The organism is Microbacterium sp. 05T445, assembly GCF_056395865.1.
Map to the genome: position 1 here is coordinate 136,113 of NZ_JBFTKJ010000001.1, position 25,185 is coordinate 161,297.

The following is a 25,185-nucleotide window of genomic DNA, read 5'->3' on the forward strand; positions in this document are numbered from 1 at the left end:
CTTTCGACGGCGATGGCGAAGCGCGATCTCAGCGATCGGGAATAGATTAGCGATTATCGATTAACGTGCCAATAGGTTCGCAGAGCATTCGCTCCCCAGACCGCGTCCCGTTCCGCCGCGGTCAGCCCCACCATGAGCCGATCCGTCCGCTCGAGGACGTCGGCATAGTCCAGGACGCGCGCCGACATCGGCCAATCGCTGCCGAACATCACGCGCGACGGCGTGAAGTGCTCCCACGCGAGCCCTGCCGCTCGTTGGACGCGCTCGCTCCCCTCCCCCGGGACGAACAGCCCCGAGAGCTTGGCCATCGCGTTGCTCCGGCGTGCCAGGGCGGCGATCCCGTGGGCCCACCGAGCGTCGGGTTCATCCGCGCCGAGACCGAGGTGGTCCAGGACGAAGGTCGCCCGGGGATGAGTCTCAGCGACGGATGCCGCGCACACCAGCTGGTCGGGGCGGCACAGCAGCTCGACGACACCCCCGATCTGCTCGGCCCGTCGCAGCACCGCGCCGACGCCGCGCACCGAACGCCAGTCGGCCGCCGCCGCTCTCAGCGACAGCCGGACGCCCGCAAACGGCGGGTCGTGGGCGAGGCCGGCAGGGTCCGCGGCGGGGTCGTGCTGGGCGACGAGGGCCGACATCTCGACGGCGCGCAGCTGGGATGTCAGCCAGTCACGCTCCCGCGGCGTGTGCGCCGCCTGCACCACGACGCTGCCGACTGTCCCGACGCCCGCCTGCGCGGCCGCGAGGTCGTCGGCGTCGCGGCGGCGCGCCAGACCGAGGTCCGGACGCCACCACGGCAGCGCGAAGGCGTCGGCATCCCACAGATGCACATGCGCGTCGACGAGGACCGGCGTCACAGCCGGCCCCAGAGCTCCGGGGGCACCGGCCGCCGCGCATCGTCGACGAAGGAGCGCACCTCGTCCGGCGTCCTCGCCCCCACCACGACGCTTCCGACGGCGCGGTGGCGCAGCGGGAACTGCACCGCGGCGGTGGACAGCGGCACACCTGCGGCCCCGGCGGTGTGCTGCATCCGCTGGGCCCGCGCGAGCAGCTCGGCAGGCGCCGGGCGGTAGTCGTACGGGGCGCCGGGGCGCGGGTCGACCAGGATGCCGGTGTTGAACACGCCTGCCGCGACCACATGGGTGCCGCGGGCCACTGCGACCGGCAGCAGATCCTCGGCGGCGGAGCGGTCGAGCAGCGTGTAGCGTCCGGCGACCATCACGACGTCGAGGTCGAACTCACGGGCGAAGCGGGTCAGCGGCGCCGAGAAGTTCATCCCGACGCCGATCATGCCGACGACGCCCTCGGCGCGCAGCTGCGCCATCGCCGGAAGCGTCTCGGCCAGTGCACGGTCCTCGTCGTCCGGATCGTGCAGGTACAGCACATCCACACGGTCGAGTCCCATCCGCGCCAGGCTCGCCTCCAGCGAGCGCATCACGCCGTCGGCGCTGAGATCCGGTTCGGTGCGCACCCCGATCCCGGGGCCGACGACGATGCCGTCGGCGTCCAGGATCCGCCGTCCCACCTTCGTGGCCACGGCGACCGCGTCACGCTCCACTCCCTGCAGCGCGACGCCGAGGCGACGCTCGCTGAGCCCGGCACCGTAGTGCGGGGCCGTGTCGAAGAACGCGACACCCGCGTCGAGGGCCGCGCGCACGGTCGCCGTGGCGTCGTCCTCCGTCACCGCGGTGAACAGATCGCCGATCGGCGCGCAGCCCAGACCCAGCCCGTCGATCTGCGACGGGCCCGGGTTCAGCGGACGGGGGCCGACGCCGCTCGCCACGCTTCGTACTCCGCTCGCGAGTCCGGGGTGAGCGGGTAGTAGTCGCTCAGTCGCGCGCCGGCGTTCAGACGTTCGCGCGAGAACACCTCCCAGTCCTGGTGGTCCTTGGCCGCCTGGCGCACCTCGGGGGCGAGGTTCTGCGGCACGATCACCGGGCCGTCGTCGTCGGCGACCACGAAGTCACCCGGCAGGCACAACGCGCCGCCGACCGCCACCGGCACGTCGTACGCCCAAGGGAAGAGCCCCGACTGCGATGCGTAGTGCGGGGTCGTACCGGTGCACCACACGGGGATGCCGAGCTCACGGATGCGGCCGGCATCCCGGATCCGCCCGTCGACGACGATGCCGGCACCGCCCTTGCGCTGGAAGTAGCGGGCGAGGATGTCGCCGATGCAGCCCGAGAAGGCATCGCCGTAGGCCTGGATGACGAGCACGTCTCCCGGCTGGACGGTCTCCATGACCGCCCACAGCGCGGTGTGGCGCTCGACGTACTCCTGCGCGAGACCCGATGCGAGGTCTTCGCGCTGGGGCATGAACTGCAGGGTCAGTGCGGAGCCCACGACCTTCTGCCCGGGCACGAGCGGCCGCGGACCGTCGACGAACGTCCGGCGGACGCCGAGCTGGTGCAGCTTCGAGCAGGCGGTGGCCGAGCCGATCTCCTGCATGGCCTCCCACTCCTCCACGGGGGGACGGCTCCAGGCCCCGCCGCGGATCGGCAGGTCGATCGCGGGACGCGCGGCGCCCTGTGCGGGAACGTTCTCAGTCGGCTGGGTCATGTGTCGTCCTTTCAACGAACGGAGGGGCGTCGGTGACGTCCTCGCGAGTCCAGTGGCGCGGCGTGCGGACACGCCCGGTGAAGATGAGCCGGAGGCGGGCGCCGTGGCCCGCGGGAAGCGCGACGTCGAGGTGCGGCGCGTCGACGGCGATCTCGCGCGTCCGGGGCGCACCGGGCGTGCTGGTGTACGCCACGGGGCTTCCCGGGTACGCGCCGCCGAGCTCCTCGCGCATCAGCACGGCGGCGATGTCCCTGTCGCCGAACATGCCCGGGCGCACCCGCACCGTGCGCGCGTCGGCGAGCGACGTGTTCACGAGTTCGAGGTCGACGGCATCCTTCTCGATGCCGGTGACGAGCGCCGCAACATCCGGCGGCAGGCCGGGCCTGGCGCGCTCCGGGTCGGCGTAGGCGACGGCCGTGAACGGGAGCCCGCCGTTGTAGAGCACCTGCGGCGCACCGCCGATCAGCTGCTGCAGGACCTCGGTGACCACCGGCTGCACGCGCTGCCAGAAGTGGATGTGCACCGTCTGCGGATCGGGGTCCTCTGCCTCGACCAGCGCCCGCCGCCGGGCGAGCTGGCCGAGCGCCATCGACAGCGCGCGCTCCGGATAGTCCGGGTTGTCGCCTGCGAGAAACGTCAGCCACGGCAGCTCGTGCCCGCCCTCGGCCTTGTCGCGGAACGGCTTCACGTCCCGCGAGTCCTCCGGGAACGAGCCCATGAGCTCGCGCAGCCGCGCGAGGTCGCCCTCGTCCTGCGAGAACCACCACAGCCAGGTCGGCAGCTCGAGCGGCATCGGGCCGAAGTCGAACCACCCGTCGAGCCCGTGACGGTGCGGCACCAGCAGCGCCTCGGTCGCGGCATCCTCCCCCAGCCTGCTCAGCCAGTTCGCCTGCAGGCTCATCGGCTCGTCGGCCACCGAACCCCGGCGCCCGTGGGCGATGACGGTGTCCAGCGGCGTCCGCGCGAGATCGAGGTACGCATCGTCGCCGGTGATGAAGGCGGCATTGATCGCCCCGATGAGCGCGGCCATGCCGACCGAGGGCAGACCGTGCGGCCACGTCCAGCCGTAGTGCCCGCCCCACCAGCGGCCGTCCTGCAGCCCGCCGACCTCGCCGCCGGGCGAGACGTTGTCGGGCATCAGCCCGTCGTTCGCCTCGGCGCGGGCGCGCCAGCCGTCGGTGTAGCGCACGACCCATTCGGCCAGCTCCGGTCGTGGATCGTGGAGCCAGCTGTTGACCACGAGACTGGTCGCGGCGAGGTTCACGGCGACATCGCCCGCGGCGCGGTGCTGCATCTCCGAGCCCATCCGGTCGGCCAGCGCAGGATCGCGCAGGTCGTCCCAGCTCCCGATTCCGGGGATCCCCTCGATCGGCAGGCCGTAGGGCGCCATGTTCTCCTGGTCGGCCGAGTAGCTCTGCCACTGCGGCCCCAGGCCCTCCAGGGCACCCAGCGCACCGTTGTGCGCCGCTCGGATGATGTTGCGCTGCGGGTCGTAGTTGCCGCGCGCGGGGTCCAGATACAGCTGCGCGAAACGCTCTGCACGCTCCCGGAACGCGGGGTCGGCAGGGTCGGCGGCGCACAGCAGATAGAAGAAGATCAGCGACTCGCCCTGGTGGAACCAGTCGTAGCCGTTCTCGTACTCGCCGGTGAGCATTCCCGCCTCGGTCAGCTGCGCGGTCACGCCGCGCCAGTGGTGCTTGGCAGCCTCGAGGATGCCGTCGCTGCCGCCCAGCAGGTAGAAGGCCGGCCAGTTGAAGAAGGGCTCGTAGAAGTCGTCGACGCCGTCGCGGTCGTCGAAGCCACCGGTGAACCGGAGGCGGCCGTCCGCCTCGCAGAAGCGCTCTGCGAACCGCGGCCACGCGCTCTCGATCTCGTCGAAGAGCCGGCGCTCCAGCACCGCCCATGCGGGGATTGCGCGCAGCGGTGTCGCGAACTGGTCTGGTGTCTGCATGCCTCAGCCCTTGGTCGATCCGGCGACCAGGCCGCCGATGATGTTGCGCTGCATCACGATGAAGAAGATGAACGCGGGAGCCACTGCCAGCAGCAGGGTCGGGAAGACCGTGGTGTAGTCGGTCGAGTACTGACTGACCGCCGCATAGACGCCCGTGGTCACGGTGTAGATGCCGGAGCTCGGACCGAGGATCACCTGCGGATTGACGAAGTCGTTCCACACGCTGATCGAGTTGAGCACGATGATCGTGGCCACGACCGGCTTCATGATCGGGAAGATGCACAGCCAGAATGCCCGGATCTTGCCGGCACCGTCGAGCGCAGCCGCCTCGTCGATGTCCCGCGGGATGCTGCGCAGGTACGCCGCGAACAGGAAGATCGTGATGGGCAGCGTCAACGCCGTCTCGAACAGCACGAAACCCGGGATCGTGCCGATGAGGCCCAGCAGGCGGAGGACGAAGACGACGGGGATCAGCGTCACCTGCCCGGGGATGAACAGCCCCGACACGAACAGCAGCAGCAGCGCGAGGTGCCACTTGCTGCGCCCACGGGCGATCACGTACGCCGCGGGGGCCGCGAGCAGGATGCAGAACAGGTTCACCAGCAGCACGAACAGCAGGGTCACGCCGTACGCGGCGATGACGTTGAACTTCTCGCTCGTGACCGCCGCGAGGAAGTACTCGAGGGTGAACGATTCCGGTGAGATGCTCAGCGGGTTCTGCAGGATGTCGGCCTGCGACTTGAACGCGCTGATGGTCATGATGTACATCGGCACGAGCATGACCACGGCGACGACGACGAGGACGAGCCAGCGCAGGATGCGGGTGGGCAGCGGGGCCTGGATGCTGGTGCGGCGGCGCCGCGGACGGCGCCGCAGCCGCACCGCGGTGGTGTCCAGCGCGAGCTCAGCCGGCCCCTCGGAGAGGGTCGGTGCAATCGTCTCGGTGGAGGTCATTCGGCCACCTTCTTCTCTGCGGACCGGCGGGAGAGCGTCACACCGAGACCGAGGATCGCGGTGACGATGAGGAGCAGGACGGCCTGTGCGGCGCCGAAGCCGAGCTTCCCGTTGATGAAGGCGTCATTGAGGATCTGGTACACCACCGTCTGGGTCGAGCCGGCGGGTCCTCCGGCGGTGAGCGAGAGCACGACGTCGTAGACCTTGAGGAAGCCGACCAGCGACAGGACGAGGTTCACCGTGACGACCGGGGCCAGGAGCGGGATCGTGATGTTGCGGAACTGCATCCACCGGCCGGCACCGTCGACGGTGGCGGCCTCGTAGTACTCCGCGGGGATCGACTTCAGGCCGGCGATGTACAGGATCATGTTGAAACCGAAGTGGGACCAGACGACGGTGAAGATGACCGCGCCTTTGGCGAACGTCGGGTCGGTGAGGAAGGGCAGCGTCGGCAGACCGACCTGCGTGAACAGGCTGTTGACCACACCCTGCGGAGCGAGGAGCGTCGACCACAGGAAGCCGATGACCAGCGCACTGATGATGTAGGGGTAGAAGAACACCGTGCGCGCAGCGGTGTTGAGGGGGCCCGACCCGCTGATGAGCACGGCCAGCCCCAGCCCCAGCGCATTGCAGAGCACGGTGCCCACGACCGCGAGCACGCCTGTGAAGATCGCCGCGTCGAGCGATCGCGGGTTCCTGAACGCGTCGATGTAGTTCTGGAGGCCGATGAAGTCGAAGGTCAGGCCGTAGCCGTTCCAGTTGGTGAGGCTCAGGACGAACGCCAAGATCATCGGGATCACGAACATCGCGATGAAGACGATGGTCGCCGGAGCGCCCATCACGAACCCCGGCAGCATCCGCCGCCAGGCGCCGCGTCTGCGAGCAGCGGTGGTGGTGGTCATCCGGCGCTCCCTTCTTGTTGCTTGATGACCGGACCGTCGGCCCCGGGTCGCCCCGGGGCCGACGGTCCGGGCGCGTGCTAGCGGTTCGCGGCGAACCAGTCGTCCATCGCCGACGTCAGCGCGTCGGGCGAGCCGCCGGTGAGCAGACCCTGAACCTGCGTGTTCAGCTCGACCTGGTAACCGGACGGGACCGTCAGATCGCCGTAGCCGTCACCGGTGGGGGTGAAGTCGGCAGGATCCGTGCTGGACGTGATCTCGAGCAGCTGCGCGGCCAGGTCGTCCATCTCGTACTCGTACCCGTCGCGGAAGTTCCCGTCGGCCTCGAGCTGCGCGGTGACGGCGTCCTTGTCGGTGACGAGGAACTCGACCAGCTCGGCAGCGGCGTCCTGGTGCTTCGACGCCTTCATGATGATGTACGGGCTCGCAAGGCTGGCGCCCTGCCGGGGGGTGACACCCTCGTCCGCGGGAGCGGAGAAGACGCCGATCTCGGGCGCATCCGTCGCCTTGGCCTCCGCCGCGGCGAACCAGCTGCCCATCGGGTACAGCGCGGCCTTGCCGGCGAGGAACTGCTGCTCGCCGTCGGCGTACTTCAGGCCCACCGAGTCGGCGGGGATGTAGCCGTCGGCGACCCAGCCCGCGTACCGCTCGGCCATCTCGCCGTACGTCTCGCTGAACGTCAGGTCGCCCGACGACATGCCTTCGAACCAGTCCGGGTCCTCGCCGATCACCGTCGGAAGCCCGCCGAACTGGAACGCCATCTGCGTCGCCCACTCACCGCTGGTCTGGATGGGGGTCCACCCGGCGTCCTTGAGCTTGGCGAGGGCGGAGTCGAACTCCTCCGTCGTCGTGGGCACCTCGGTGATGCCGGCGTCGGCGAACGCCTGCTTGTTGTAGAACCAGACGGTCTGCAGCTGCATGCCGATACCGGCGGTCAGGTACTTGCCGTCGATCGTGTACTGGTCGGCGAGCGGGCCGTTCTTGGCCCAGTCGTACTGCGACAGGTCGACCAGCTCGGGGGCGAGCTCCGCGTTCGGCGTCAGCGTCTGCACGATGTCGGGGACCTGCCCGGACGCCAGCAGCTGCGGGAGCGTGGCCTTCACGCCCTCCGTGGCGGGTGCCTGGATCTTGACGTCGACGTCGGGGTGGGCAGCCTCGAACGGGGCCACCAGTTCGTTCCACCAGTCCTCGGTGAGATTCGGGGTGATGTTGACGAGCATCGTCAGCTCGACCTTGTCGCCCCCTTCCCCGCCGGCGGACGCGCCGGCGCAGCCGGCCAGAGCCAGGGATGCTGTCGCGACGGCTGCACTGCCGACGAGAATGCGTCGTGTGATCTTCATTGAACCTCCATGGGCCGGTGCTGTCATCCGGGTCGCAATGAGCATACGATAATCGATAATCGTTTTACAAGAGTTCTGACGGCACGAAAGGACGATGGTGACCGCGTCGATTCCGCTGCACTCCCCGGAGGATCGCCTCCTGCCCTCCGATCCCGCGCAGCGCGAGGTCGCACGCGAACTCCTCGACGAGGTCGCCGAGGCGCCGCTGGTCTCCCCGCACGGCCACGTCTCCCCCACCATGCTCGCCGACGACTTGCGGTTCCCGGATCCGCCCGCGCTGCTGGTGACCCCGGACCATTACGTCACCCGCCTGCTCCACGCCGACGGCGTCGATATGACGGACCTCGGACGCGGCGCCGATCCCGCGGCTCCCCGCGCGGTGTGGCGCCGGTTCTGCGAACGCTGGCCGCTCTTCGACGGCACGGCCAGCGGCGCGTGGCTCCGTGAGGAGCTGTGCACGCTGTTCGGCGTCGAGGAGGAGCCTGCCGCGCACAACGCCGACGCGCTGTTCGATCGTATCGACGGGATGCTGTCGGAGGCAGCGATGCGCCCGCGTGCGCTCCTCTCCCGATTCCGCATAGACGTGCTCGCCACGACGGACGATCCGCTCGACGACCTGGCGGCGCACGCGGTCCTCGCAGCCGCCGAGGACGTGCGTACCCGAGTCGTTCCGACGTTCAGACCCGATGCCTACCTGTCCGCGCTGCCCGGCTTCGCCGGCCGGGTCGACCTGCTCGCGTCCGCCTCCGGCACCGGATCGGACTACGACGGCTACCTCGATGCCCTCCGCGTCCAGCGGGAGCGCTTCGTGCGCGCCGGCGCCGTCTCGGCCGATCACGGCGTGCGCACCCCGCGTGCGCTGCGCCTGGATCGCGACGACGCACGTCGGCTGTTCGATCGGGTCCGGGCCACGGAGGACCCCGCGGATGCCGCGGACTTCGAGGCGCACATGATCCACGAGTCCGCGCGGATGAGCGTCGAGGACGGACTGGTCATGACGCTGCATCCCGGCGTGCATCGAGACCATCACCCGCCGACGCGCGCGTCCCACGGAGCCGACACCGGTCATGACATCCCCTTCGGCGTCGGCTTCACGCGCGAACTGCAGCCGCTGCTGGAGGACTTCGGCACGGCCGACGGCTTCCACCTCGTGCTGTTCACGATCGACGAGACGGTGTTCTCGCGTGAGCTCGCACCGCTCGCCGGGTTCTATCCCAGCGTGTTCCTCGGCTCGCCATGGTGGTTCCTCGATGCGCCCGACGCGCTGCTGCGCTTCCGGCGGGCCGTCACCGAGACGGCGGGCTTCTCGCGGACGTCGGGCTTCGTCGATGACACCAGGGCGCTGTGCTCCATCCCGGCCCGCCACGATGTCGCCCGGCGCGTCGACGCGCGCTACCTGTCGGAGCTCGTCGCCGAGCAGCGGCTGTCGCTGCCGGCGGCACGGCGCGCGATGCGCACGCTGACGATCGACGCTCCGCGACGGGCGTTCAAGCTGTGAGCGCCCGGACGCGCCTGCACCGGGACGGCGCCGCTCCCCCGGTCCGCCTCGTGCACATCGGACTGGGCGCGTTCCATCGCTCGCACCAGCTCTGGTACACCGCGAGGGCGACGGATGCCGAGGACTGGGGCGTGGCGGCCTTCACCGTCCGCAGCCCTGCCGCCGCCGCGCCGCTGGCCGCGCAGGGCGGGCTCTACACGCTCATCGAGCGAGGGCCGGAGCACGATGAGGCGACGATCCTGTCGCCCCTGGCGATCGCGGCCGACGGCGCCGACCTGGAGCTGTTCGATGCGCTGATCGCGCGCCCTGAGACCGCGGCCGTCACCCTGACCATCACCGAGCGCGGGTATGGCGCCGCCGACGACGTCGACCGCGCGGTCGCACTCCACGCCGACGACCTGGCCCGGATCGCCGGCGGCGCACCGCCCCGTTCGCCGCTCGGGCGGCTGTTCGGCGGCCTGGTCGTGAGATGGCGCCGCGAGGGCGCTCCGCTGGCCGTCGTCCCCTGCGACAACGTGCCCGACAACGGTGCACACGTCGCCGGGCTGATGGGCGCGTTCGCCGGTCGGCTGCAGCCCGCCATGCGGGACTGGCTCGCCTCCGAGGTCTCCTTCGTCTCGACCTCGGTCGACCGCATCACGCCCAGGACGTCCGCCGCGGACATCACCGCAGCGGCGCGTCTGACCGGATACGACGACCTCGCTCCCGTCGTCGCGGAGCCGTTCTCGGACTGGGTGCTCGCCGGGGGCTTTCCCGCCGGGCGGCCCGACTGGGCGTCGGCGGGGGCGACGTACGCCGACGACGCCGCGCCCTACACCCGTCGCAAGCTGTGGCTGCTCAACGGCGCCCACACGATCCTCGCCGCGCTCGGAATCCCCCTGGGCCACCGGACGGTCGCCGAGGCGATGGCCGATCCCGTCGTGGCCGCCGAGGTCGAGCAGTTCTGGGCCGCCGCGAACGCCCACCTCCCCGCCGAGCTCGACGGCCCGCAGTATGTGCTCCGGCTGCGCGACCGGTTCGCCAACGCCCGCATCGAGCACCTGCTGGAGCAGATACAGCAGGATGCCGCGGCCAAGCACGCCCTGCGCATCCAGCCGGTCGCCGACGCCGAGCGCGCCGCCGGGCGCGAGTTCCCCCTCGGCGACCGCGTGCTCGAGAGCATCCGTGCGATCGAGCACGACACCGCACCCCACTCCTGAAGCGAAAGGCCCTCCCGATGGAACACACGTGGCGATGGTTCGGCCCGAACGATCCCATCTCGCTCGCCGAGATCCGGCAGACCGACGCGACCGGCATCGTGACGGCGCTGCATCACCTCCCCAACGGGGAGGTGTGGCCGACGGACGAGATCCTCGCGCGGCGCGCGGTGATCGAGGACGCCGGCCTGACCTGGTCCGTCGTGGAATCCGTGCCGGTGCACGAGCACATCAAGTGGGGCGGGCCGCTGCGCGATCGCGCCGTCGCGAACTACGCCCAGACGATCCGCAATCTCGGGGCCGCCGGCATCCGGACCGTCTGCTACAACTTCATGCCGGTCATCGACTGGGCGCGCACCGACCAGCGCTGGGCTCTTCCGAACGGCGGCTACGCCATGCGGTTCGACTTCGCGGCGTTCGCGGCGTTCGACCTGTTCATCCTCGAACGGCCGGGTGCCGAGGCCGACTACACGGCCGACGAGCACACGCGCGCCCGGGCGCTGTTCGAGGGCCTCGACTCCGCCGCGCGCGCCGCGCTCGAGGAGACGGTGCTGTTAGGGCTCCCGGGATCGGAGGAGTCGTACGACCTGGAGTCGCTGCGCGCGAGGCTGGCGCTGTACGACGGCATCGACGCGGACGCGCTGCGGGCCAACCTCGCGGCGTTCCTGCGCGAGGTGGTGCCGGTCGCGGAGGAGGCCCGCGTGCGCCTGGCGATCCACCCCGACGACCCGCCTCGGCCGCTGTTCGGGCTGCCGCGCGTCGTGTCGACGGCCGACGACGCGCAGGCGCTGCTGGATGCCGCGCCCTCCCCTGCCAACGGTCTCACGATGTGCGTCGGCTCGTACGGGTCGATCCCCACGAACGACGTCGTCGCGATGGCCCGGCGCTTCGCCGACCGCATCTACTTCGCCCATCTGCGGAACGTCACGATCGAGCCCGACGGCAAGAGCTTCTTCGAAGACGGCCACATCGACGGCGGGACCGATATGGTGGCCGTGATCTCGGCCCTCGTCGCGGAGGAGCGCCGACGTACCGCGGCGGGCGAGCCGTTCGCGCGCATCCCGATGCGACCCGACCACGGTCATTACCTGCTCGACGACCTGAATCGCCCCACCTACCCCGGCTACGCCCTCATCGGGCGGATGAAGGGGCTGGCGCAGCTGCGAGGGGTCGAGCTGGCCGTCACGCGGCTCCTCGACGGCGACGCGGCCTGAGTCGAGGCCGGGGGCCCGTGCGAGGACCGTCCCGCCGGCTCGTCAGCCGATCTGCTCGGTGAGCTCGAACCAGCGCTCCTCGACGCCGTCGCGCTCCGTCTCGAGCTCGCCGATGCGCGCCATCTCCGCGCCGAGGCCCACGTAGTCGGACTGGTCGTGGTCGGCCAGGGCGGTGCGCGCGGCGGTGATCTGCGTCTCGAGCTTCTCCAGGCGCCGTTCGAGGGAGGCGACCTCCTTCTGCGCGGCGCGCAACTCCTGGCCTCCCAGCGAGGGCACCGAGGGCGAAGCGGATGCCGGGGCTGCGGCATCCGCTGCCTTCGATGTCGCCGGGCCCGCGTTGCGCTCGCGCTCGCGCAGGCGCAGGTACTCGTCGACGCCGCCGGGAAGGTGGCGCAGGTGCCCGCCGAGGATCGCGTACTGCTGATCGGTGACGCGCTCGATGAAGTAGCGGTCGTGCGAGACGACCAGGAGCGTGCCGGGCCACGAGTCGAGGAGGTCCTCGATGGCGGCGAGCATGTCGGTGTCGAGGTCGTTGGTGGGCTCGTCGAGGATCAGCACGTTCGGCTGCTCGAGGAGGATCAGCAGCAGCTGCAGCCGGCGCTTCTGGCCACCGGAGAGGTCCTTGACCGGCGTCGAGAGCTGCGCGCTCTGGAAGCCCATGCTCTCCAGCAGCTGACCCGGCGTGAGCTCCTGCGCCTTCGAGCCGCTGCCGAACGTGTAGGTCGTGCGCAGGCTCGAGATCACCACGCGAACAGGGTCGTCGAGGTGCTCCTCGAGCTCGTCGAGGCGCTGGGTGAGCGTTGCGACCTTGACCGTCTTGCCGCGCTTGACGCGCCCGCCGGTGGGCTCGACGTCGCCGGCCACCAGCCCCAGGAGAGTCGACTTGCCGGCCCCGTTGACACCGAGGATGCCGGTGCGTTCGCCCGGCGCGATCCGCCACTCGACGGGATGCAGCACCTCGCGCCCGTCGTACGAGACCGAGGCGTCGAGCAGGTCGACGACGTCCTTGCCGAGCCGGGAGACCGCCAGCGACCGCAGCTCGGTCGCATCGCGGATCTCGGGGACATCGGCGATGAGGACGTTGGCGGCGTCGATGCGGAACTTCGGCTTCGACGTGCGCGCGGGTGCGCCTCGGCGCAGCCACGCCAGCTCCTTGCGGGCGAGGTTCTGCCGGCGCTGCTCGATCACGGCGGCCTGCCGGTCGCGCTCGACGCGCTGCAGGATGTACGCCGCGTACCCGCCCTCGAAGGGCTCGACGAGCCGGTCGTGCACCTCCCACGTCGTGTTGCACACCTCGTCGAGGAACCACCGGTCGTGCGTCACGACCAGGAGTCCGCCCTGATTCGCCGGCCACCGGCGCTTGATGTGCTCGGCCAGCCACGCGATCGCCTCGACATCGAGGTGGTTCGTGGGCTCGTCGAGGAAGAGCACGTCGTGGTCGCCGACGAGGAGCGCCGCAAGCGACACGCGGCGCCGCTGGCCGCCCGAGAGTCCCGCGACGGGGCCGTCCCACGCCAGATCGCCCAGCAGGCCCGCGATCACGTCGCGCGTGCGGGAGTCGCCCGCCCACTCGTGGTCCGGGCGGTCCCCGACCACGGCTTCGCGGATCGTGAGCGCGTCGTCGAGCGTGTCGGCCTGGTCGAGCACACCGACGCGGACGCCGCCGCGCACCGTGACGCGACCACCGTCGGGCTCGAGGCGGCCGGCGAGCATCGCCAGCAGACTCGACTTGCCGTCGCCGTTGCGGCCGACCACGCCGATGCGGTCGCCCTCGTCGATGCCGAGCGAGACCCGGTCGAAGACGACCTTGGTCGGGAACTCCAGGTGCAGGGCCTCGGCCCCCAGAAGATGTGCCATGTCCCCTCAAGGCTAGGCGACCGGCCCGCACCCGCCTCCCGATTTGGCGAACCGATACCCCCCTGGGTATGCTGGACTCCGTCATCAGATACCCCTGGGGGTACCCGGAAGGAGAGTCATGCGGATCGTGATCGTGGGCGGAGTGGCCGCCGGAATGAGCGCAGCGGCACGCGCGCGCCGGCATGACGAGTCGGCTGAGATCGTCGTGCTCGAGCGCGGCGACGAGGTGTCGTTCGCCAACTGCGGACTGCCGTACCACGTCAGCGGCGAGATCACGGATGCCGCGTCCCTCCTCCTTCACACCCCGGCGTCGCTGCGCGCTGCGCTGAACCTCGACGTGCGCACCCGGCACGAGGTGCTCTCGGTCGACGTCGCCGCCCGGACGGTGACCGCGCAGGCGCCCGACGGGCTGCTCACGCTCGCGTACGACGCGCTCGTCCTCGCGCCCGGCGCCGCGGCGGTGCGACCCCCGATCCCCGGCATCGACTCGCCGCGCGTGCACACGCTGCGCACGGTCGCCGACGCCGTCGCACTGCGTGAGCGCGTGCTCGGCGGCGATCGCCGCGCGGTGGTGCTGGGCGCCGGGTTCATCGGGCTGGAGGCGGCAGAGGCGCTGCGCTCCGCCGGCCTGGAGGTCGACCTCGTCGAGCGCGCCGCACACGTCCTCCCGCCGCTCGAGCAGGAGCTCGCGACGCTCGTGCGCGACGAGCTCACCGGACTCGGCGTCCGCGTGCACGACGCCGTCGCGGCCAGCCGGATCGAACAGGGCGGTCTCGCCGACACCGTGCACCTCGAGGACGGCACCGCCCTTACCGCCGACCTCGTCGTGCTGTCGGTCGGCGTCACGCCCGAGACCGGTTTCGCGCAGGCCGCGGGGATCGAGACGGTGCGCGGCGCGATCGTCGTCGACGAGCGCGGACGCACCTCGGCCCCGCGCGTCTGGGCGGCCGGCGACGCCACCGCACGGCCTACCGCCGTGACCGGCGTCGTCGCCCCCGTCGCCCTCGCCGGCCCGGCGAACCGTGCCGGGCGGCTCATCGCCGACGACATCTTCGGTGCGGCGGACGCCCGGCCGATCCCGGCGTCGTTCGGCACCGCGATCGTGCGCGTCGGAGGGCTGGCCGCCGGGCTCACCGGGGCGAACCGCGGCGCCCTCGAGGCCGCCGGGATCCCGTTCCGCACACTGCACCTGCACCCGAACCAGCACGCCGGCTACTTCCCCGGCGCGACCCCGCTGCACCTGGTCGTGCACATCGGCGAGGACGGACGCCTGCTGGGCGCGCAGGCCGTCGGCGCGGACGGCGTCGACAAGCGCCTCGACGTCATCGCCACGGCGATGCGGGCCGGGGTCGCGGCATCCGATCTCATCGATCTCGACCTCAGCTACGCCCCGCCGTACGGACAGGCGAAGGATGCGGTCAACCTCGTCGGCATGGTCGCCGAGAACGTCCTCGCCGGTCGGCTGCGGCTCTGGTACGCCGCGGACCTCGACGACGTACGTGCGGAGGCTCTGGTGCTCGATGTGCGCTCCGAGGCCGAGTTCGCCACCGGGCACATCCCTGACTCGCTGAACATCCCGCACACGCAGCTGCGCGACCGGCTCGACGAGGTGCGCGACGCCGCCGAGGACCGGCCGGTGCGGGTGCTGTGCGCGGCGGGAGTGCGCTCGAACATCGCGCACCGCATCCTCGCCAACAACGGCTTCGACTCCGCGTCGCTCTCGGGCGGCATCCAGACCTTGCGTCACTGGCACGGCGACGACGTCGACCGCGTCCTCACCAGCGAAGGAGCATACGCATGATGATCACCGGCAGTCCCGAAGAGCAGGCGGCCACCCGAAAGCGCATCGTCAACCGCCTCCGCCGCGCGCACGGCCAGCTCGCCGGCGTCATCGCGGCGGTCGAATCGGATGCATCCTGCCGCGACGTCGTGACGCAGCTGGCCGCCGTCACCAGCGCGCTGGACCGCGCCGGCTTCGCCATCGTCTCCACGGCGATGCGCGACTGCGTCGTCGACCCCGAAGCCGCCGCCGAGGCGGAGGGCCTCACCACCGACGAGCTCGAGAAGCTCTTCCTCGCCCTGGCGTGACGCCGGGCATTCCCCCCTGAACCGAGAGGAACGACATCATGTGCAGCAAGGTCACGTGCACCACGTGCGGCAAGGCGACCTGGACGGGGTGCGGTCAGCACATCGACCAGGCGCTCGCCGGCGTGCCGACTGCGCAGCGCTGCCCCGGCCACGAGGCCGAGGCCACCCGCGGCGGCGGGCTCTTCGGGATGTTCCGGCGCCGCTGAGGCCCGCTCAGTACCAGATGCTGAGCCGCGGCGCTGTGTGCCACCCGAGCACGCGACTCGCGGTCTCGACGGCCTCGGACGACGTGGATKCCGCACCCGCGGCATCCACGTCCACCCGGCCCGCACGGACCAGCGTTGCCAGAGACACCCCGCCGAGGTAGGTCGCCGACAGCTCCGCGATGCCGAGCGAGACCGTGACGGCCTCGACCGTCTCGGCGTCCTCGAGCACCCGCACGCGACCGGACCCGTCGGCAGCGGCCTCCAGCAGGTACCGCCCGCTGGAGAGGCCCAGCGGGTCGTCGACGTCGAGCACCAGCCGGCCGGCCGCACCATAGCGGCGCGCCTCCAGCGACGCGACGACATCGATGATGCGCACGTAGTGGTGGTCGAAGATGCCGACCTTCGCCGCGCGCTGGTCGGCGATCATCCACAGCAGCGGCTCGTCGACGGCCAGCTCGTGCGAGCTCACCTCCGCGACGAGGTCGAGCTCGAGCAGGAACCGCCACAGCGCCGCATAGGCGTCGTCGTCCTCGGCGACGAGGTAGTGCACCGAGACCTTCGCCTTGGTGAAGTCCTCCTCGTTCCCGTGCACCGCGTAGATCGCCGCGCCGCGCACCTCGCCGGCCGTGTCGGTGTACTGCACCGCCCGCTTCTCGCCGGCCTTCTCGGCGACGGGCGTGGTGCCGGCGAAGATGTCCCAGTGCGAGCCGGGCACGTCGATCTCTCCCGCGGTGAGGTGCCGGACCCGGTCGTGCAGCACGGGCATCACCTCACGCACGCGCTCGCGCGGGATGAAGTCGATGCGGCCCTCGGGACGCGGGCCGATCCAGCCCGCGCGCTTCGTGTCGATGCGCCAGCCGGCGCGCCGCGCGGCGGGCGCGAAGCCGTAGCGGCCGTACAGCGTCGACTCGCTGACGGTCAGCATCGCCATCGGGATGCCGGCGGCCTGCGCCGCGCGCAGCTCGCCCTCCATCATCGCCCGGGCGATGCCGCGTCGCCGGTGCGTGGGCGAGACGGTGACGGCCGAGATCGCGCACGATGGGATCAACCCGCCGCCCGGGACCGAGAGGTCGCCGAGCCACGACGCGATCGTCGACACCGGCACCTCGGGCATGGGCCCTGCGGGGTCGTACACCCCGGTGACGCGGCGGTATGCGCTCCGCTCGCGGATCGATGCGATCTGCTCCTCGCTCCGCTCACTGTCGAGGAATCCGCGCCCCACCGCCTGCAGCCACGGTGCGAACTCGTCGTCGGCGACGGAGACCCGCCGGTAGTCGAGACCGTTCGCGGCCAGCCGCACCCGCGACTGCTCGTCGACGGGCCCGGCACGGAATGCCGCGCGGTCGGACTCCCCTGCCCCGCCGGGCACGTTCTGGGACGTGTTCATGCATCTCCTCGGAATCAGAAGCTTCGCCTGCGCGGCCACCTGCCGCAGGGGCACCGCCGGCCGCTCAGGCCGGCACCACCCGTGCGCCTGCGACGGGTCCGTGCACGTGAAGCGCCTCGTAGCCCGCCGCCGACAGCGTGATCTGCAGTTCGAGGGCCGACTCGGGGTCGACCGCCAGGAAGGCCAGCGTAGGGCCGGACCCCGACACCATCCCCGCCAGCGCCCCCGACTCCTCGCCCAGCTCGAGCGCGTCGCGCAGCGCGGGCCGCAGCGACAGCGCCGCCACCTGCAGGTCGTTGCGCGCGTGCTCCGCCAGCGCGATCGGGTCACCCGCGCGCAGAGCGTGCAGGACCGCCGGAGCGACGGCGGGCACGCGCGACCCCGCGGCGAGGTCGGGGCGCGCCCGCAGCTCGTCGAGGTGCGCGTACACCTCGGGAGTGGACAGCCCCGCATCCGAAGGGACGACGACCCAGTCGAACCGTCCCTTCGCGAGGGCGGGGCTGAGCTGGTCGCCGCGCCCCGTGCCGACGGCCGTGCCGCCCATGAGCGCGAACGGAACGTCGGCGCCGAGTCGGGACGCGAGCTTGTGCAGCTCGGCGCTGCCGAGCTCGGCACCCCAGAGGGCATCGCACGCGACGAGGGCTGCCGCGGCATCCGCGGATCCTCCGCCCATGCCGCCCGCGACCGGCACGTGCTTGACGATGTCGAGGTGCACACCGCCGGTGTGCCCGACCCGCTGGGCCACCAGGCGCGCCGCGCGCACCGCGAGGTTGCGGTCGTCGGCGGGAACCCCCGACACGTCGACGGTGCCCGAGATCGACACCGTGAACTCGTCGGACGGGCTGGCCCACACGTCCTCGTAGAGCGACACCGCCTGGTACGCCGAGGCGACGTCGTGGTAGCCGTCGTCCTGCACGCCGCCGACCTCGAAGAAGAGGTTGAGCTTGCCGGGTGCCCGTACGCGGACGCCGTCGGCGGCGAGGGCCTGACTCACCGGTTCGCCGATTCCGCCCAGAGGTCGACGTCGATGCCGTCCGACAGCGCGTCGATGCGCTCCAGCTCCTCGGTGGTGAAGGCCGGCCCCTCGAGCGCCTTGAGGTTCTCGTCGAGCTGTGCCGGACGCGACGCGCCGATGAGCGCGGAGGCGACCACGGGGTCGCGCAGCACCCACTGGATCGCCATCTGCGCAAGCGTCTGGCCGCGCTCCTTCGCGATGACATCGAGCGAACGGAGAGTCGCCAGACCCTTCTCGCTCAGCGAACCGCTGGGCAGCGACCCGCGCTGCTGCGCGCGTTCGGCCGAGCCGTCGCCGAGGTACTTGTCGGTCAGCAGCCCCTGCGCGAGAGGCGTGAACGCGATGGCGCCCATGCCCTCCTGCTTCAGCACGCCGGTCAGGCCGTCCTCCACCCAGCGGTTGAGGATCGAGTACGCGGGCTGGTGGATCACCAGCGGGGTGCCCAGCGACCGGGCGACGGATGCCGCCACCGCGGTGCGCTCCGCGCTGTACGACGAGATGCCGACGTAGAGCGCCTTGCCCTGGCGCACCAGGGTGTCCAGCGCGCCGACGGTCTCCTCCACCGGGACGTCGGGGTCGACGCGGTGCGAGTAGAAGATGTCGACGTAGTCGACGCTCATGCGGGTCAGCGACTGCTCGGCGCTGGCGATGAGGTACTTGCGCGAGCCGCCGTTGCCGTAGGGGCCGGGCCACATGTCGTAGCCGGCCTTCGACGAGATGATCAGCTCGTCGCGGTACGGCGCGAAGTCCTCGCGCATTATGCGGCCGAAGTTCGTCTCGGCCGTGCCGTAGGGCGGGCCGTAGTTGTTGGCGAGGTCGAAATGGGTGATGCCGCGGTCGAACGCGTGGCGCAGCAGCGCCCGCTGGTTGTCGAACGGGATGTTGTCGCCGAAGTTCCACCACAGGCCGAGCGACACCGGCGGCAGGGTCAGCCCCGACGTGCCGACGCGGCGGTAGTCCGCGCCGACGTAGCGGTCGTCGGCGGCGGTGTAGGGGCGGTGGAGGTCTCCGCCGCGAGACAGGTAGCGGTCGTCTTCGGTCACCGGTCCAGGCTAGCGACGTCGCGGCGCCCGTGCAGGACGTGCGGCGCGCCGCGCCTCAGGACGCCTGGGCGATGCGGACGTAATCGTCGATGGCGAGGTCTTCGCCACGGGCCGTCGGCGCGACCCCGGCGGCCTCGAGGATCGCGGATGCCGCCGCCGAGGATCCGCCGAGCACCGACGACAGCGCCTGCCGCAGCATCTTGCGACGCTGCTGGAACGCGGCGTCGACGATCGCGAACGTGCGTCGGCGCAGTTCTTCGTCACCCCGCGGCTCGGCGTCGCGGCGGAACCCGACCAGCACGCTGTCGACGTTGGGCACCGGCCAGAACACCTGGCGCGAGACCGTCCCCGCGAGGCGCCACGGTCCGTACCAGGCCGCCTTGACGCTGGGGGCGCCGTAGGTCTTGGATCCGGGCGGGGCGGCGAGCCGCTCCCCCACCTCGGCCTGCACCATGACCACGCCGCGCTGCAGTCCCGGGAACGTCTCGAGGAAGTGCAGCAGCACCGGCACACTGACGTTGTAGGGCAGATTGGCCACGAGCACGGCGGGGTCGCCGGGCAGCTCGGTGACCCGCAGCGCGTCGGCGTCGACCACGGTCAGCGCACCGTCGGCGACGCCGTGCGCGGCGGCGGTCGCCGGCAGGCGCTCGGCCAGGCGGTGGTCGATCTCGACCGCGGTGACCGACGCCCCGGTCTCCAGGATCGCGAGCGTCAGCGACCCGAGCCCTGGCCCGACCTCGACCACGCGGTCGCCGGGAGCGACCTCTGCCACGTGCACGATCTTGCGGACGGTGTTGGCGTCCACGACGAAGTTCTGCCCGAGCTTCTTGGTCGGGGTGACGTCGAGGTCGGCGGCGAGCGCGCGGATCTCGGCCGCGCCGAGCAGTGTCACGGGCATGACTCCACAGTACCGACCGGGGGTGCGCGGCCCGGCGGCATCCGCTCCGCGCCGTCACAACGGGTTTCGGCGCACGCGGTGTCAACCCCTCCCCGATGCCGCGGGCGACCGATAACGTGACGGGCATGAACACCACCGGATCGATCCCGGCGGACGCGTTCTCGCTCCGCAGTCCCTACGGCCGCCGCGCGATCGGCCTGTCGGTCGCGGCAGCCGTCGGCGGTTTCCTGTTCGGCTTCGACTCGTCCGTGATCAACGGCGCGGTCGACTCGATCTCCTCCGACTTCGCGCTCAACGACGTCATCACCGGCTTCGTCGTCGCGATCGCCCTGCTCGGGTGCGCGGTGGGCGCGATCATCGCGGGCAACCTGTCGGACCGGTGGGGCCGGCTGCGGGTGATGTTCCTCGGCGCGATCATGTTCTTCGCGAGCTCCATCGGCGCCGGCCTCGCCTTCTCGGCGTGGGACCTGGCGCTGTGGCGCGTGATCGGCGGCCTGGGCATCGGCATCGCGTCGGTGGTGGCGCCGGCGTACATCGCCGAGATCGCGCCGCGTCAGATCCGCGGCGGGCTGGCCTCGCTGCAGCAGCTCGCGATCACGATCGGCATCTTCGCGGCGCTGCTGTCGGACGCGCTGCTGGCCAATGCCGCCGGCGGCGCCGACGAGGTGCTGTGGTTCGGCCTCGAGGCATGGCGCTGGATGTTCCTGGTCGGGGTGATCCCGGCCGCGGTCTACGGCATCCTGTCGTTCACCGTCCCCGAGTCGCCCCGCTACCTGCTGTCGAAGGGCCGCACCGACGAGGCACGCGCGATCTTCGCCCGGCTCATCCCGCCGGCCGACCTCGACCAGTCGATCCGGGAGCTGCAGAACGCGATCGAGTCGGACCGCAAGAACTCCGGCGTCTCGATCCGCGGCCCGGTGCTCGGCCTTCAGCGGATCGTGTGGGTCGGCATCATCCTGTCGGTGTTCCAGCAGTTCGTCGGCATCAACGTGATCTTCTACTACTCGACGAGCCTGTGGCAGTCGGTCGGCTTCGACGAGAGCGACTCGTTCACGATCAGCGTGGTCACCTCGATCACGAACGTGCTGGTGACGCTCGTCGCGATCTTCCTCGTCGACCGCGTCGGCCGTAAGCCGATCCTCCTCACCGGTTCCGTCATGATGACGATCTCGCTCGGCCTGATGGCGATCTCGTTCGTGTTCTCGACGACGGATGCCGAAGGGGCCGTGACGCTGCCGGCACCCTGGGGTCCGATCGCGCTCGTCGCCGCGAACGTCTTCGTCGTCGGCTTCGGCGCGTCGTGGGGGCCGCTGGTGTGGGTGCTCCTCGGCGAGATCTTCCCCAGCCGCATCCGCGGCAAGGCGCTCGGCGTCGCAGCCGGAGCGCAGTGGATCGCGAACTTCCTCATCACGATCTCGTTCCCCGCGATGTCGTCGTGGTCGCTGCCGCTCACCTACGGCATGTACGCGCTGTTCGCGGCGCTGTCGTTCGTCTACGTCGCGTGGCGCGTGCCCGAGACGAAGGGCATGGACATCGAGCAGACCGAGACCCTGTTCATCCACAAGGGCCCCGCTGCCGCATAGCGCCTGCGGTGTCCGCCGGCGCCCCTAGGATGGCGGAATGCCATCGCTCGGGGAACTCGTCGCGCCACGACGCCTCGGGACAGATTTCCGGTGGCTGCTCGCGTCGTCGTGGACGAGCAACCTCGGCGACGGCATCGCCCTCGCCGCCGCTCCGCTGCTCATCGCGTCGCTGACGTCGTCGCCCGTGCTGGTGGCCGCAGGCGCCATGATGCAGTTCCTGCCGTGGCTGCTGTTCGGGCTCCTCGCGGGCGCCGTAGCCGACCACCACGACCGCCGCCGCCTGGTGATGCTCGCGAACGGCATCCGTGCGGTCGTCGTGCTCGCACTGGTGGTGTTCCTGGTGACCGGCCACGCGACGGTGTGGCTCGTGCTCGCGACGGCGTTCCTCTACGGCACCGCAGAGGTCTTCGCCGACTCGGCGGGGAGCACCCTGCTGCCGATGCTGGTGAAGCCCGTCGACCTCGGCATCGGCAACGCCCGGATGCAGGCCGGCTACCTCGTCGCGAATCAGCTCGCCGGGCCGCCGCTGGGCGCATTCCTGTTCGCCCTGGGATCGTTCTGGCCGTTCGTGCTGCAGGTGGTGTGCGTGTCGCTCGCGGTGCTCCTCATCTCGCGCATCGCCCGCACCCCGGTGCCCGAGCATCCGGCCACGAGCCCGGGGACGAAGGCGCACGCGATCCGCGAGGGCCTGCACTGGCTGCGCCACAACGCGCCGGTGCGCACGCTCATCGTGATCATCCTCGTGTTCAACGTCACATGGGCAGCTCCTTGGGGCGTCCTCGTGCTGTACGCGACCGAGCACCTGGGCATGGGTGCCGTCGGCTACGGCGCGCTGACCACCGCATCGGCGATCGGCGGCATGATCGCGATCTTCAGCTTCGGCTGGCTCGAGAAGCACGTGTCGTTCGCCACCCTCATGCGCGTGTGCCTCAGCTGCGAGGTGCTCATGCATCTCTCCTTCGCGCTGACGACGTCGCAGTGGGTGGCGTTCGTCATCATGTTCGGCTTCGGCCTGTACGCCTTCATCTGGGGCACGATCTCGACGACCGTGCGCCAGCGGCTCGTCCCCATGGAGCTGCAGGGCCGCATCGCCTCGGTCAACATGGTCGGCGTGTTCGGCGGCCTCGTGATCGGCCAGTTCATCGGCGGCATCCTCGCCCAGGTGTGGGGGCTCACCGCCCCGTGGTGGTTCGCGTTCGCGGGCTCCGCCATCACCCTGGCGCTGGTCTGGCGGTCGATCTCGCACATCGCCGCCGCGAAGCCGGTGGTCGGAGAGGATGCCGCGCCCGCGGACACCGCCGACACCGACGCCGAAGCTGCCGGGCCGGTCGACGCAGCGGCGGATGTCGCCGACCCGTTCGCCTCCGGGATCCCCGATCTTCCCGCCGAACCCGGCGAAGGCGGCCTGCCGCTGCGCGACTAGCCCGGCGGTCGCTCCCCGCTCAACCCGCGCGGACCGGCGACCCTGTGCCGATGTCCGCGCGCATCAGCAGCCCGACGCCGCCGGCGAACTCCAGGCCCATGAGCCGCGGCGCACGGAGCACCTCCTCGAATCCCCAGCGGCGGTGCAGGGCGATCGAGGCGCGGTTGCGGGCGTTGACGACGTAGAACACCTCGGCCGCACGTGCGGCGATCCAGCCCATCCGCGCCTCGGTGAGGGCGGCGGCGACGCCGCGACGGCGCCACGACGGCTCCACGGTGATGCCGCCGAGGTAGTGCCCGGACGGAGCGTCGTCGACCTGCTCGAGGTGATGGTGGGTCTTCGCCCAGCCCACGACGGTCCGCCGCGCGTCGTCGGCGACCTCCGCGACCACCACGCAGCGCTGCGGATCCGCCACCGCGCGGCGGTATCCCCGTGCGGTCCCGATCGACGCCGGCGAGCGACCGGCCGCGATCTCGATGCGCAGGATCGCCTCGATGTCTCCCTTCGTCGCCGGACGCAGCGTCACCGCCGCGGGCGGCCGTCCGCCGTCGCCCGGGGAGTACTCGGCGTAGACCGTCATCGGGTCGGAGGCGCCGCCGCGCCGGCTCCGCGCACCGCGGCGACGAGCGCCGGCCACAGCGCGTCGAGGCGGGCGACCCAGGGCTCGGCGAAGATCCCGGCCCGGTACCGTGCGCGGACCGTGTCGAGCGACACCCACTCGGAGTCCGCGACCTCGGCGGGGTCGAGGGCGAGCACGGCGGTGTCCAGTCCATGCGCGACGTACAGGTCGAGCAGGGCCGACTCCTCGGTGAACCGCCCGACGAGCGTCAGCGTCTCAGGCGGCGCCGTCAGCCCGGTCTCCTCGTGGAGTTCGCGGATCGCCCCTTCGGAGCTCGTCTCACCGGCCAGCGCGCTGCCCGCGGGGAACTCCCACGCCAGCGCCCAGTCCTTCACCGCCGCACGCTGCGTGATGAGCACCAGGCCGTCGTCGCGCACGACGCACACGGCCGAGACGATGTGGAACAAGCCCGCGGGGAAGCCGGGGTCGCCCCGGCGATGAGTCCTCCCGATCGGGATGCCGGCGGCATCCGTCACATCCCACAGCTCGCCGTCCACGAACCGAACCTAGCGTCAGTCCTCGAACGCCCCGTACACCTCGAGCGTGTTCGCTGCGATCTGCGCGCACAGCTCGTCGACCTCGACGCCGAGCTCGGCGGCCATGAACCGCACCGTCACCGGGATCAGGTACGGCGCGTTGGGGCGACCACGGTGCGGCGCCGGCGTGAGGAACGGGGCATCCGTCTCGACGAGGATGCGCTCGCGCGGGATCACCGCGAGGGCGTCGCGGAGGTTCTGCGCGTTCTTGAACGTCACGTTGCCCGCGAAGGAGAGCCAGTAGCCGCGCTCCCCCGCGATGCGCGCCATGTCGGCGTCTCCCGAGAAGCAGTGGAACACCGTGCGGTCGGGGGCACCGACGCGCGCGAGGGTCTCGAGCACCGCGTCGTGGGCGTCGCGGTCGTGGATCTGCATGGCGACGCCGTGCTTCTTCGCGAGCGCGATGTGCGCCTCGAAGCTCTCGAACTGGGCGGGAAGGCCCTCGTCGTCGGTGCGGAAGAAGTCCAGCCCGGTCTCGCCGATCGCGCGCACGCGCGGCTGTGCGGCGAGCTCGTCGATCACCGCGATCGCTTCGTCGAGCCGCCCGGCCGCCTGGTAGGCGGGCGCCTCGTTGGGATGGATCGCGACCGCCGCGAGCACGCGCGGGTGGGATGCCGCCGCCCACGCCGACCAGCGGCTCGACTCGATGTCGCCCCCGGCCTGCACGACGCCCACCACGCCGACCTCGCCGGCGCGGGCGAGCTGCTCGTCGAGCGCCAGGCCGACGCCGTCCTCGATCTCGAGGTGCGCGTGGTTGTCGTACACGGGCACGGCGAGCGGTTCCGGCGCTGTCGGGTACGTCACGTCGCGCGACCCCTTCTCGCGCACCCGGACGTACTGCGACGGGTCGGCGCCCTCGGCCGGGTACGGCACCGGCGGGTGCGTCATCGTTTCGTCTCCTCGTTCGACTCGGCGCTCA

The 25,185-nt window shown here is 71.3% G+C and carries 23 protein-coding genes; 8 read left to right on the forward strand and 15 right to left on the reverse strand.

The window, feature by feature from the left end:
• Nucleotides 1-53: 53 nt before the first annotated feature.
• The 7 genes from AC1DDU_RS00675 to AC1DDU_RS00705 form a co-directional block, all read right to left on the reverse strand.
• Entirely contained in the window at nucleotides 54-857 is an 804-nt protein-coding gene (locus AC1DDU_RS00675) for an amidohydrolase family protein (protein ID WP_477430703.1), read from the reverse strand.
• Nucleotides 854-1,783 carry an aldo/keto reductase gene (locus AC1DDU_RS00680; protein WP_477430704.1) on the reverse strand — a complete coding sequence of 310 codons (930 nt, stop codon included), beginning with the start codon at nucleotides 1,781-1,783 and terminating at the stop codon, nucleotides 854-856. The genes AC1DDU_RS00675 and AC1DDU_RS00680 overlap by 4 nt, the downstream gene beginning before the upstream one ends.
• Nucleotides 1,753-2,559, reverse strand: coding sequence for an RraA family protein (locus AC1DDU_RS00685; protein ID WP_477430705.1), 807 nt, complete (start codon nucleotides 2,557-2,559; stop codon nucleotides 1,753-1,755). The genes AC1DDU_RS00680 and AC1DDU_RS00685 overlap by 31 nt, the downstream gene beginning before the upstream one ends.
• Entirely contained in the window at nucleotides 2,543-4,510 is a 1,968-nt protein-coding gene (locus AC1DDU_RS00690; protein ID WP_477430706.1) for a DUF8034 domain-containing protein, read from the reverse strand. The genes AC1DDU_RS00685 and AC1DDU_RS00690 overlap by 17 nt, the downstream gene beginning before the upstream one ends.
• Before the next feature lie 3 nt (nucleotides 4,511-4,513).
• Nucleotides 4,514-5,464 carry a carbohydrate ABC transporter permease gene (locus tag AC1DDU_RS00695; protein WP_477430707.1) on the reverse strand — a complete coding sequence of 317 codons (951 nt, stop codon included), beginning with the start codon at nucleotides 5,462-5,464 and terminating at the stop codon, nucleotides 4,514-4,516.
• Nucleotides 5,461-6,366 carry a carbohydrate ABC transporter permease gene (locus AC1DDU_RS00700; RefSeq protein WP_477430708.1) on the reverse strand — a complete coding sequence of 302 codons (906 nt, stop codon included), beginning with the start codon at nucleotides 6,364-6,366 and terminating at the stop codon, nucleotides 5,461-5,463. The genes AC1DDU_RS00695 and AC1DDU_RS00700 overlap by 4 nt, the downstream gene beginning before the upstream one ends.
• A 77-nt stretch (nucleotides 6,367-6,443) precedes the next feature.
• A complete protein-coding gene (locus AC1DDU_RS00705) occupies nucleotides 6,444-7,703 on the reverse strand; it encodes an ABC transporter substrate-binding protein (RefSeq protein ID WP_477430709.1) in 1,260 nt (419 codons plus the stop codon).
• 94 nt (nucleotides 7,704-7,797) lie between these two features.
• Here AC1DDU_RS00705 and uxaC point away from each other — a divergent pair, with 94 nt between their 5' ends.
• Genes uxaC through uxuA form a run of 3 tightly spaced genes read left to right on the forward strand, consistent with a single transcriptional unit; the run spans nucleotide 7,798 to nucleotide 11,611 of the window.
• Complete coding sequence (gene uxaC / locus AC1DDU_RS00710) at nucleotides 7,798-9,201, forward strand: glucuronate isomerase (protein WP_477430710.1); 1,404 nt, start codon at nucleotides 7,798-7,800, stop codon at nucleotides 9,199-9,201.
• Complete coding sequence (locus AC1DDU_RS00715) at nucleotides 9,198-10,400, forward strand: mannitol dehydrogenase family protein (RefSeq protein ID WP_477430711.1); 1,203 nt, start codon at nucleotides 9,198-9,200, stop codon at nucleotides 10,398-10,400. The genes uxaC and AC1DDU_RS00715 overlap by 4 nt, the downstream gene beginning before the upstream one ends.
• 17 nt (nucleotides 10,401-10,417) lie before the next feature.
• The gene (gene uxuA, locus AC1DDU_RS00720; protein ID WP_477430712.1) at nucleotides 10,418-11,611 is read left to right on the forward strand and encodes a mannonate dehydratase; all 1,194 of its coding nucleotides are present in this window, start codon (nucleotides 10,418-10,420) and stop codon (nucleotides 11,609-11,611) included.
• A 42-nt stretch (nucleotides 11,612-11,653) separates the two neighbouring features.
• Here the strand turns inward: uxuA and AC1DDU_RS00725 are convergent, their stop codons facing one another.
• Nucleotides 11,654-13,468, reverse strand: a complete 1,815-nt coding sequence (locus AC1DDU_RS00725) for an ABC-F family ATP-binding cassette domain-containing protein (protein ID WP_477430713.1) — start codon at nucleotides 13,466-13,468, stop codon at nucleotides 11,654-11,656.
• A 118-nt stretch (nucleotides 13,469-13,586) separates the two neighbouring features.
• Between AC1DDU_RS00725 and AC1DDU_RS00730 the strand changes: the two genes are divergently transcribed.
• The 3 genes from AC1DDU_RS00730 to AC1DDU_RS00740 are packed head-to-tail and all read left to right on the forward strand — an operon-like array spanning nucleotide 13,587 to nucleotide 15,762.
• Nucleotides 13,587-15,269, forward strand: coding sequence for an FAD-dependent oxidoreductase (locus tag AC1DDU_RS00730; RefSeq protein ID WP_477430714.1), 1,683 nt, complete (start codon nucleotides 13,587-13,589; stop codon nucleotides 15,267-15,269).
• Nucleotides 15,266-15,556 (forward strand): metal-sensitive transcriptional regulator, encoded by a 291-nt coding sequence (locus AC1DDU_RS00735; protein ID WP_477430715.1) that lies wholly within the window; start codon nucleotides 15,266-15,268, stop codon nucleotides 15,554-15,556. Before AC1DDU_RS00730 ends, AC1DDU_RS00735 begins: the two co-directional genes overlap by 4 nt.
• A gap of 38 nt (nucleotides 15,557-15,594) precedes the next feature.
• Nucleotides 15,595-15,762 carry a hypothetical protein gene (locus AC1DDU_RS00740; RefSeq protein WP_477430716.1) on the forward strand — a complete coding sequence of 56 codons (168 nt, stop codon included), beginning with the start codon at nucleotides 15,595-15,597 and terminating at the stop codon, nucleotides 15,760-15,762.
• Between the two features lie 7 nt (nucleotides 15,763-15,769).
• Here the strand turns inward: AC1DDU_RS00740 and AC1DDU_RS00745 are convergent, their stop codons facing one another.
• From AC1DDU_RS00745 to rsmA, 4 genes are all read right to left on the reverse strand, one after another.
• Nucleotides 15,770-17,149: a GNAT family N-acetyltransferase gene (locus AC1DDU_RS00745; RefSeq protein ID WP_477430717.1), complete on the reverse strand. Its 1,380-nt coding sequence runs from the start codon at nucleotides 17,147-17,149 to the stop codon at nucleotides 15,770-15,772.
• 64 nt (nucleotides 17,150-17,213) lie between these two features.
• A complete protein-coding gene (locus AC1DDU_RS00750; RefSeq protein ID WP_477430718.1) occupies nucleotides 17,214-18,143 on the reverse strand; it encodes a 4-(cytidine 5'-diphospho)-2-C-methyl-D-erythritol kinase in 930 nt (309 codons plus the stop codon).
• Nucleotides 18,140-19,207, reverse strand: coding sequence for an aldo/keto reductase (locus tag AC1DDU_RS00755; RefSeq protein ID WP_477430719.1), 1,068 nt, complete (start codon nucleotides 19,205-19,207; stop codon nucleotides 18,140-18,142). The genes AC1DDU_RS00750 and AC1DDU_RS00755 overlap by 4 nt, the downstream gene beginning before the upstream one ends.
• A gap of 55 nt (nucleotides 19,208-19,262) precedes the next feature.
• On the reverse strand, nucleotides 19,263-20,105 hold the full coding sequence (gene rsmA, locus AC1DDU_RS00760; RefSeq protein ID WP_477430720.1) for a 16S rRNA (adenine(1518)-N(6)/adenine(1519)-N(6))-dimethyltransferase RsmA: 843 nt from the start codon (nucleotides 20,103-20,105) through the stop codon (nucleotides 19,263-19,265).
• Between the two features lie 125 nt (nucleotides 20,106-20,230).
• Here rsmA and AC1DDU_RS00765 point away from each other — a divergent pair, with 125 nt between their 5' ends.
• Nucleotides 20,231-21,688, forward strand: coding sequence for a sugar porter family MFS transporter (locus tag AC1DDU_RS00765; RefSeq protein WP_477430721.1), 1,458 nt, complete (start codon nucleotides 20,231-20,233; stop codon nucleotides 21,686-21,688).
• Nucleotides 21,689-21,725: 37 nt separating this feature from the next.
• Nucleotides 21,726-23,111 carry an MFS transporter gene (locus AC1DDU_RS00770; protein WP_477430722.1) on the forward strand — a complete coding sequence of 462 codons (1,386 nt, stop codon included), beginning with the start codon at nucleotides 21,726-21,728 and terminating at the stop codon, nucleotides 23,109-23,111.
• 19 nt (nucleotides 23,112-23,130) lie between these two features.
• Here AC1DDU_RS00770 and AC1DDU_RS00775 read toward each other — a convergent pair whose 3' ends face one another.
• From AC1DDU_RS00775 to AC1DDU_RS00785, 3 genes are read right to left on the reverse strand one after another with little or no spacing between them, the layout of a single operon-like run.
• Nucleotides 23,131-23,691, reverse strand: a complete 561-nt coding sequence (locus tag AC1DDU_RS00775; RefSeq protein ID WP_477430723.1) for an N-acetyltransferase family protein — start codon at nucleotides 23,689-23,691, stop codon at nucleotides 23,131-23,133.
• A complete protein-coding gene (locus tag AC1DDU_RS00780) occupies nucleotides 23,688-24,227 on the reverse strand; it encodes an NUDIX hydrolase (RefSeq protein WP_477430724.1) in 540 nt (179 codons plus the stop codon). The genes AC1DDU_RS00775 and AC1DDU_RS00780 overlap by 4 nt, the downstream gene beginning before the upstream one ends.
• A gap of 15 nt (nucleotides 24,228-24,242) precedes the next feature.
• Nucleotides 24,243-25,154: a TatD family hydrolase gene (locus tag AC1DDU_RS00785; protein WP_477430725.1), complete on the reverse strand. Its 912-nt coding sequence runs from the start codon at nucleotides 25,152-25,154 to the stop codon at nucleotides 24,243-24,245.
• Nucleotides 25,155-25,185: the final 31 nt, after the last annotated feature.

Coding starts and splice junctions, on each gene's coding strand:
- AC1DDU_RS00685 (WP_477430705.1), bottom strand. CDS start 2,559: ATGACCCAGCCGACTGAGAACGTTCCCGCACAGGGCGCCGCGCGTCCC.
- AC1DDU_RS00690 (WP_477430706.1), bottom strand. CDS start 4,510: ATGCAGACACCAGACCAGTTCGCGACACCGCTGCGCGCAATCCCCGCA.
- AC1DDU_RS00695 (WP_477430707.1), bottom strand. CDS start 5,464: ATGACCTCCACCGAGACGATTGCACCGACCCTCTCCGAGGGGCCGGCT.
- AC1DDU_RS00700 (WP_477430708.1), bottom strand. CDS start 6,366: ATGACCACCACCACCGCTGCTCGCAGACGCGGCGCCTGGCGGCGGATG.
- AC1DDU_RS00705 (WP_477430709.1), bottom strand. CDS start 7,703: ATGAAGATCACACGACGCATTCTCGTCGGCAGTGCAGCCGTCGCGACA.
- uxaC (WP_477430710.1), top strand. CDS start 7,798: ATGGTGACCGCGTCGATTCCGCTGCACTCCCCGGAGGATCGCCTCCTG.
- uxuA (WP_477430712.1), top strand. CDS start 10,418: ATGGAACACACGTGGCGATGGTTCGGCCCGAACGATCCCATCTCGCTC.
- AC1DDU_RS00725 (WP_477430713.1), bottom strand. CDS start 13,468: ATGGCACATCTTCTGGGGGCCGAGGCCCTGCACCTGGAGTTCCCGACC.
- AC1DDU_RS00730 (WP_477430714.1), top strand. CDS start 13,587: ATGCGGATCGTGATCGTGGGCGGAGTGGCCGCCGGAATGAGCGCAGCG.
- AC1DDU_RS00735 (WP_477430715.1), top strand. CDS start 15,266: ATGATGATCACCGGCAGTCCCGAAGAGCAGGCGGCCACCCGAAAGCGC.
- AC1DDU_RS00740 (WP_477430716.1), top strand. CDS start 15,595: ATGTGCAGCAAGGTCACGTGCACCACGTGCGGCAAGGCGACCTGGACG.
- rsmA (WP_477430720.1), bottom strand. CDS start 20,105: ATGCCCGTGACACTGCTCGGCGCGGCCGAGATCCGCGCGCTCGCCGCC.
- AC1DDU_RS00765 (WP_477430721.1), top strand. CDS start 20,231: ATGAACACCACCGGATCGATCCCGGCGGACGCGTTCTCGCTCCGCAGT.
- AC1DDU_RS00770 (WP_477430722.1), top strand. CDS start 21,726: ATGCCATCGCTCGGGGAACTCGTCGCGCCACGACGCCTCGGGACAGAT.
- AC1DDU_RS00775 (WP_477430723.1), bottom strand. CDS start 23,691: ATGACGGTCTACGCCGAGTACTCCCCGGGCGACGGCGGACGGCCGCCC.
- AC1DDU_RS00785 (WP_477430725.1), bottom strand. CDS start 25,154: ATGACGCACCCGCCGGTGCCGTACCCGGCCGAGGGCGCCGACCCGTCG.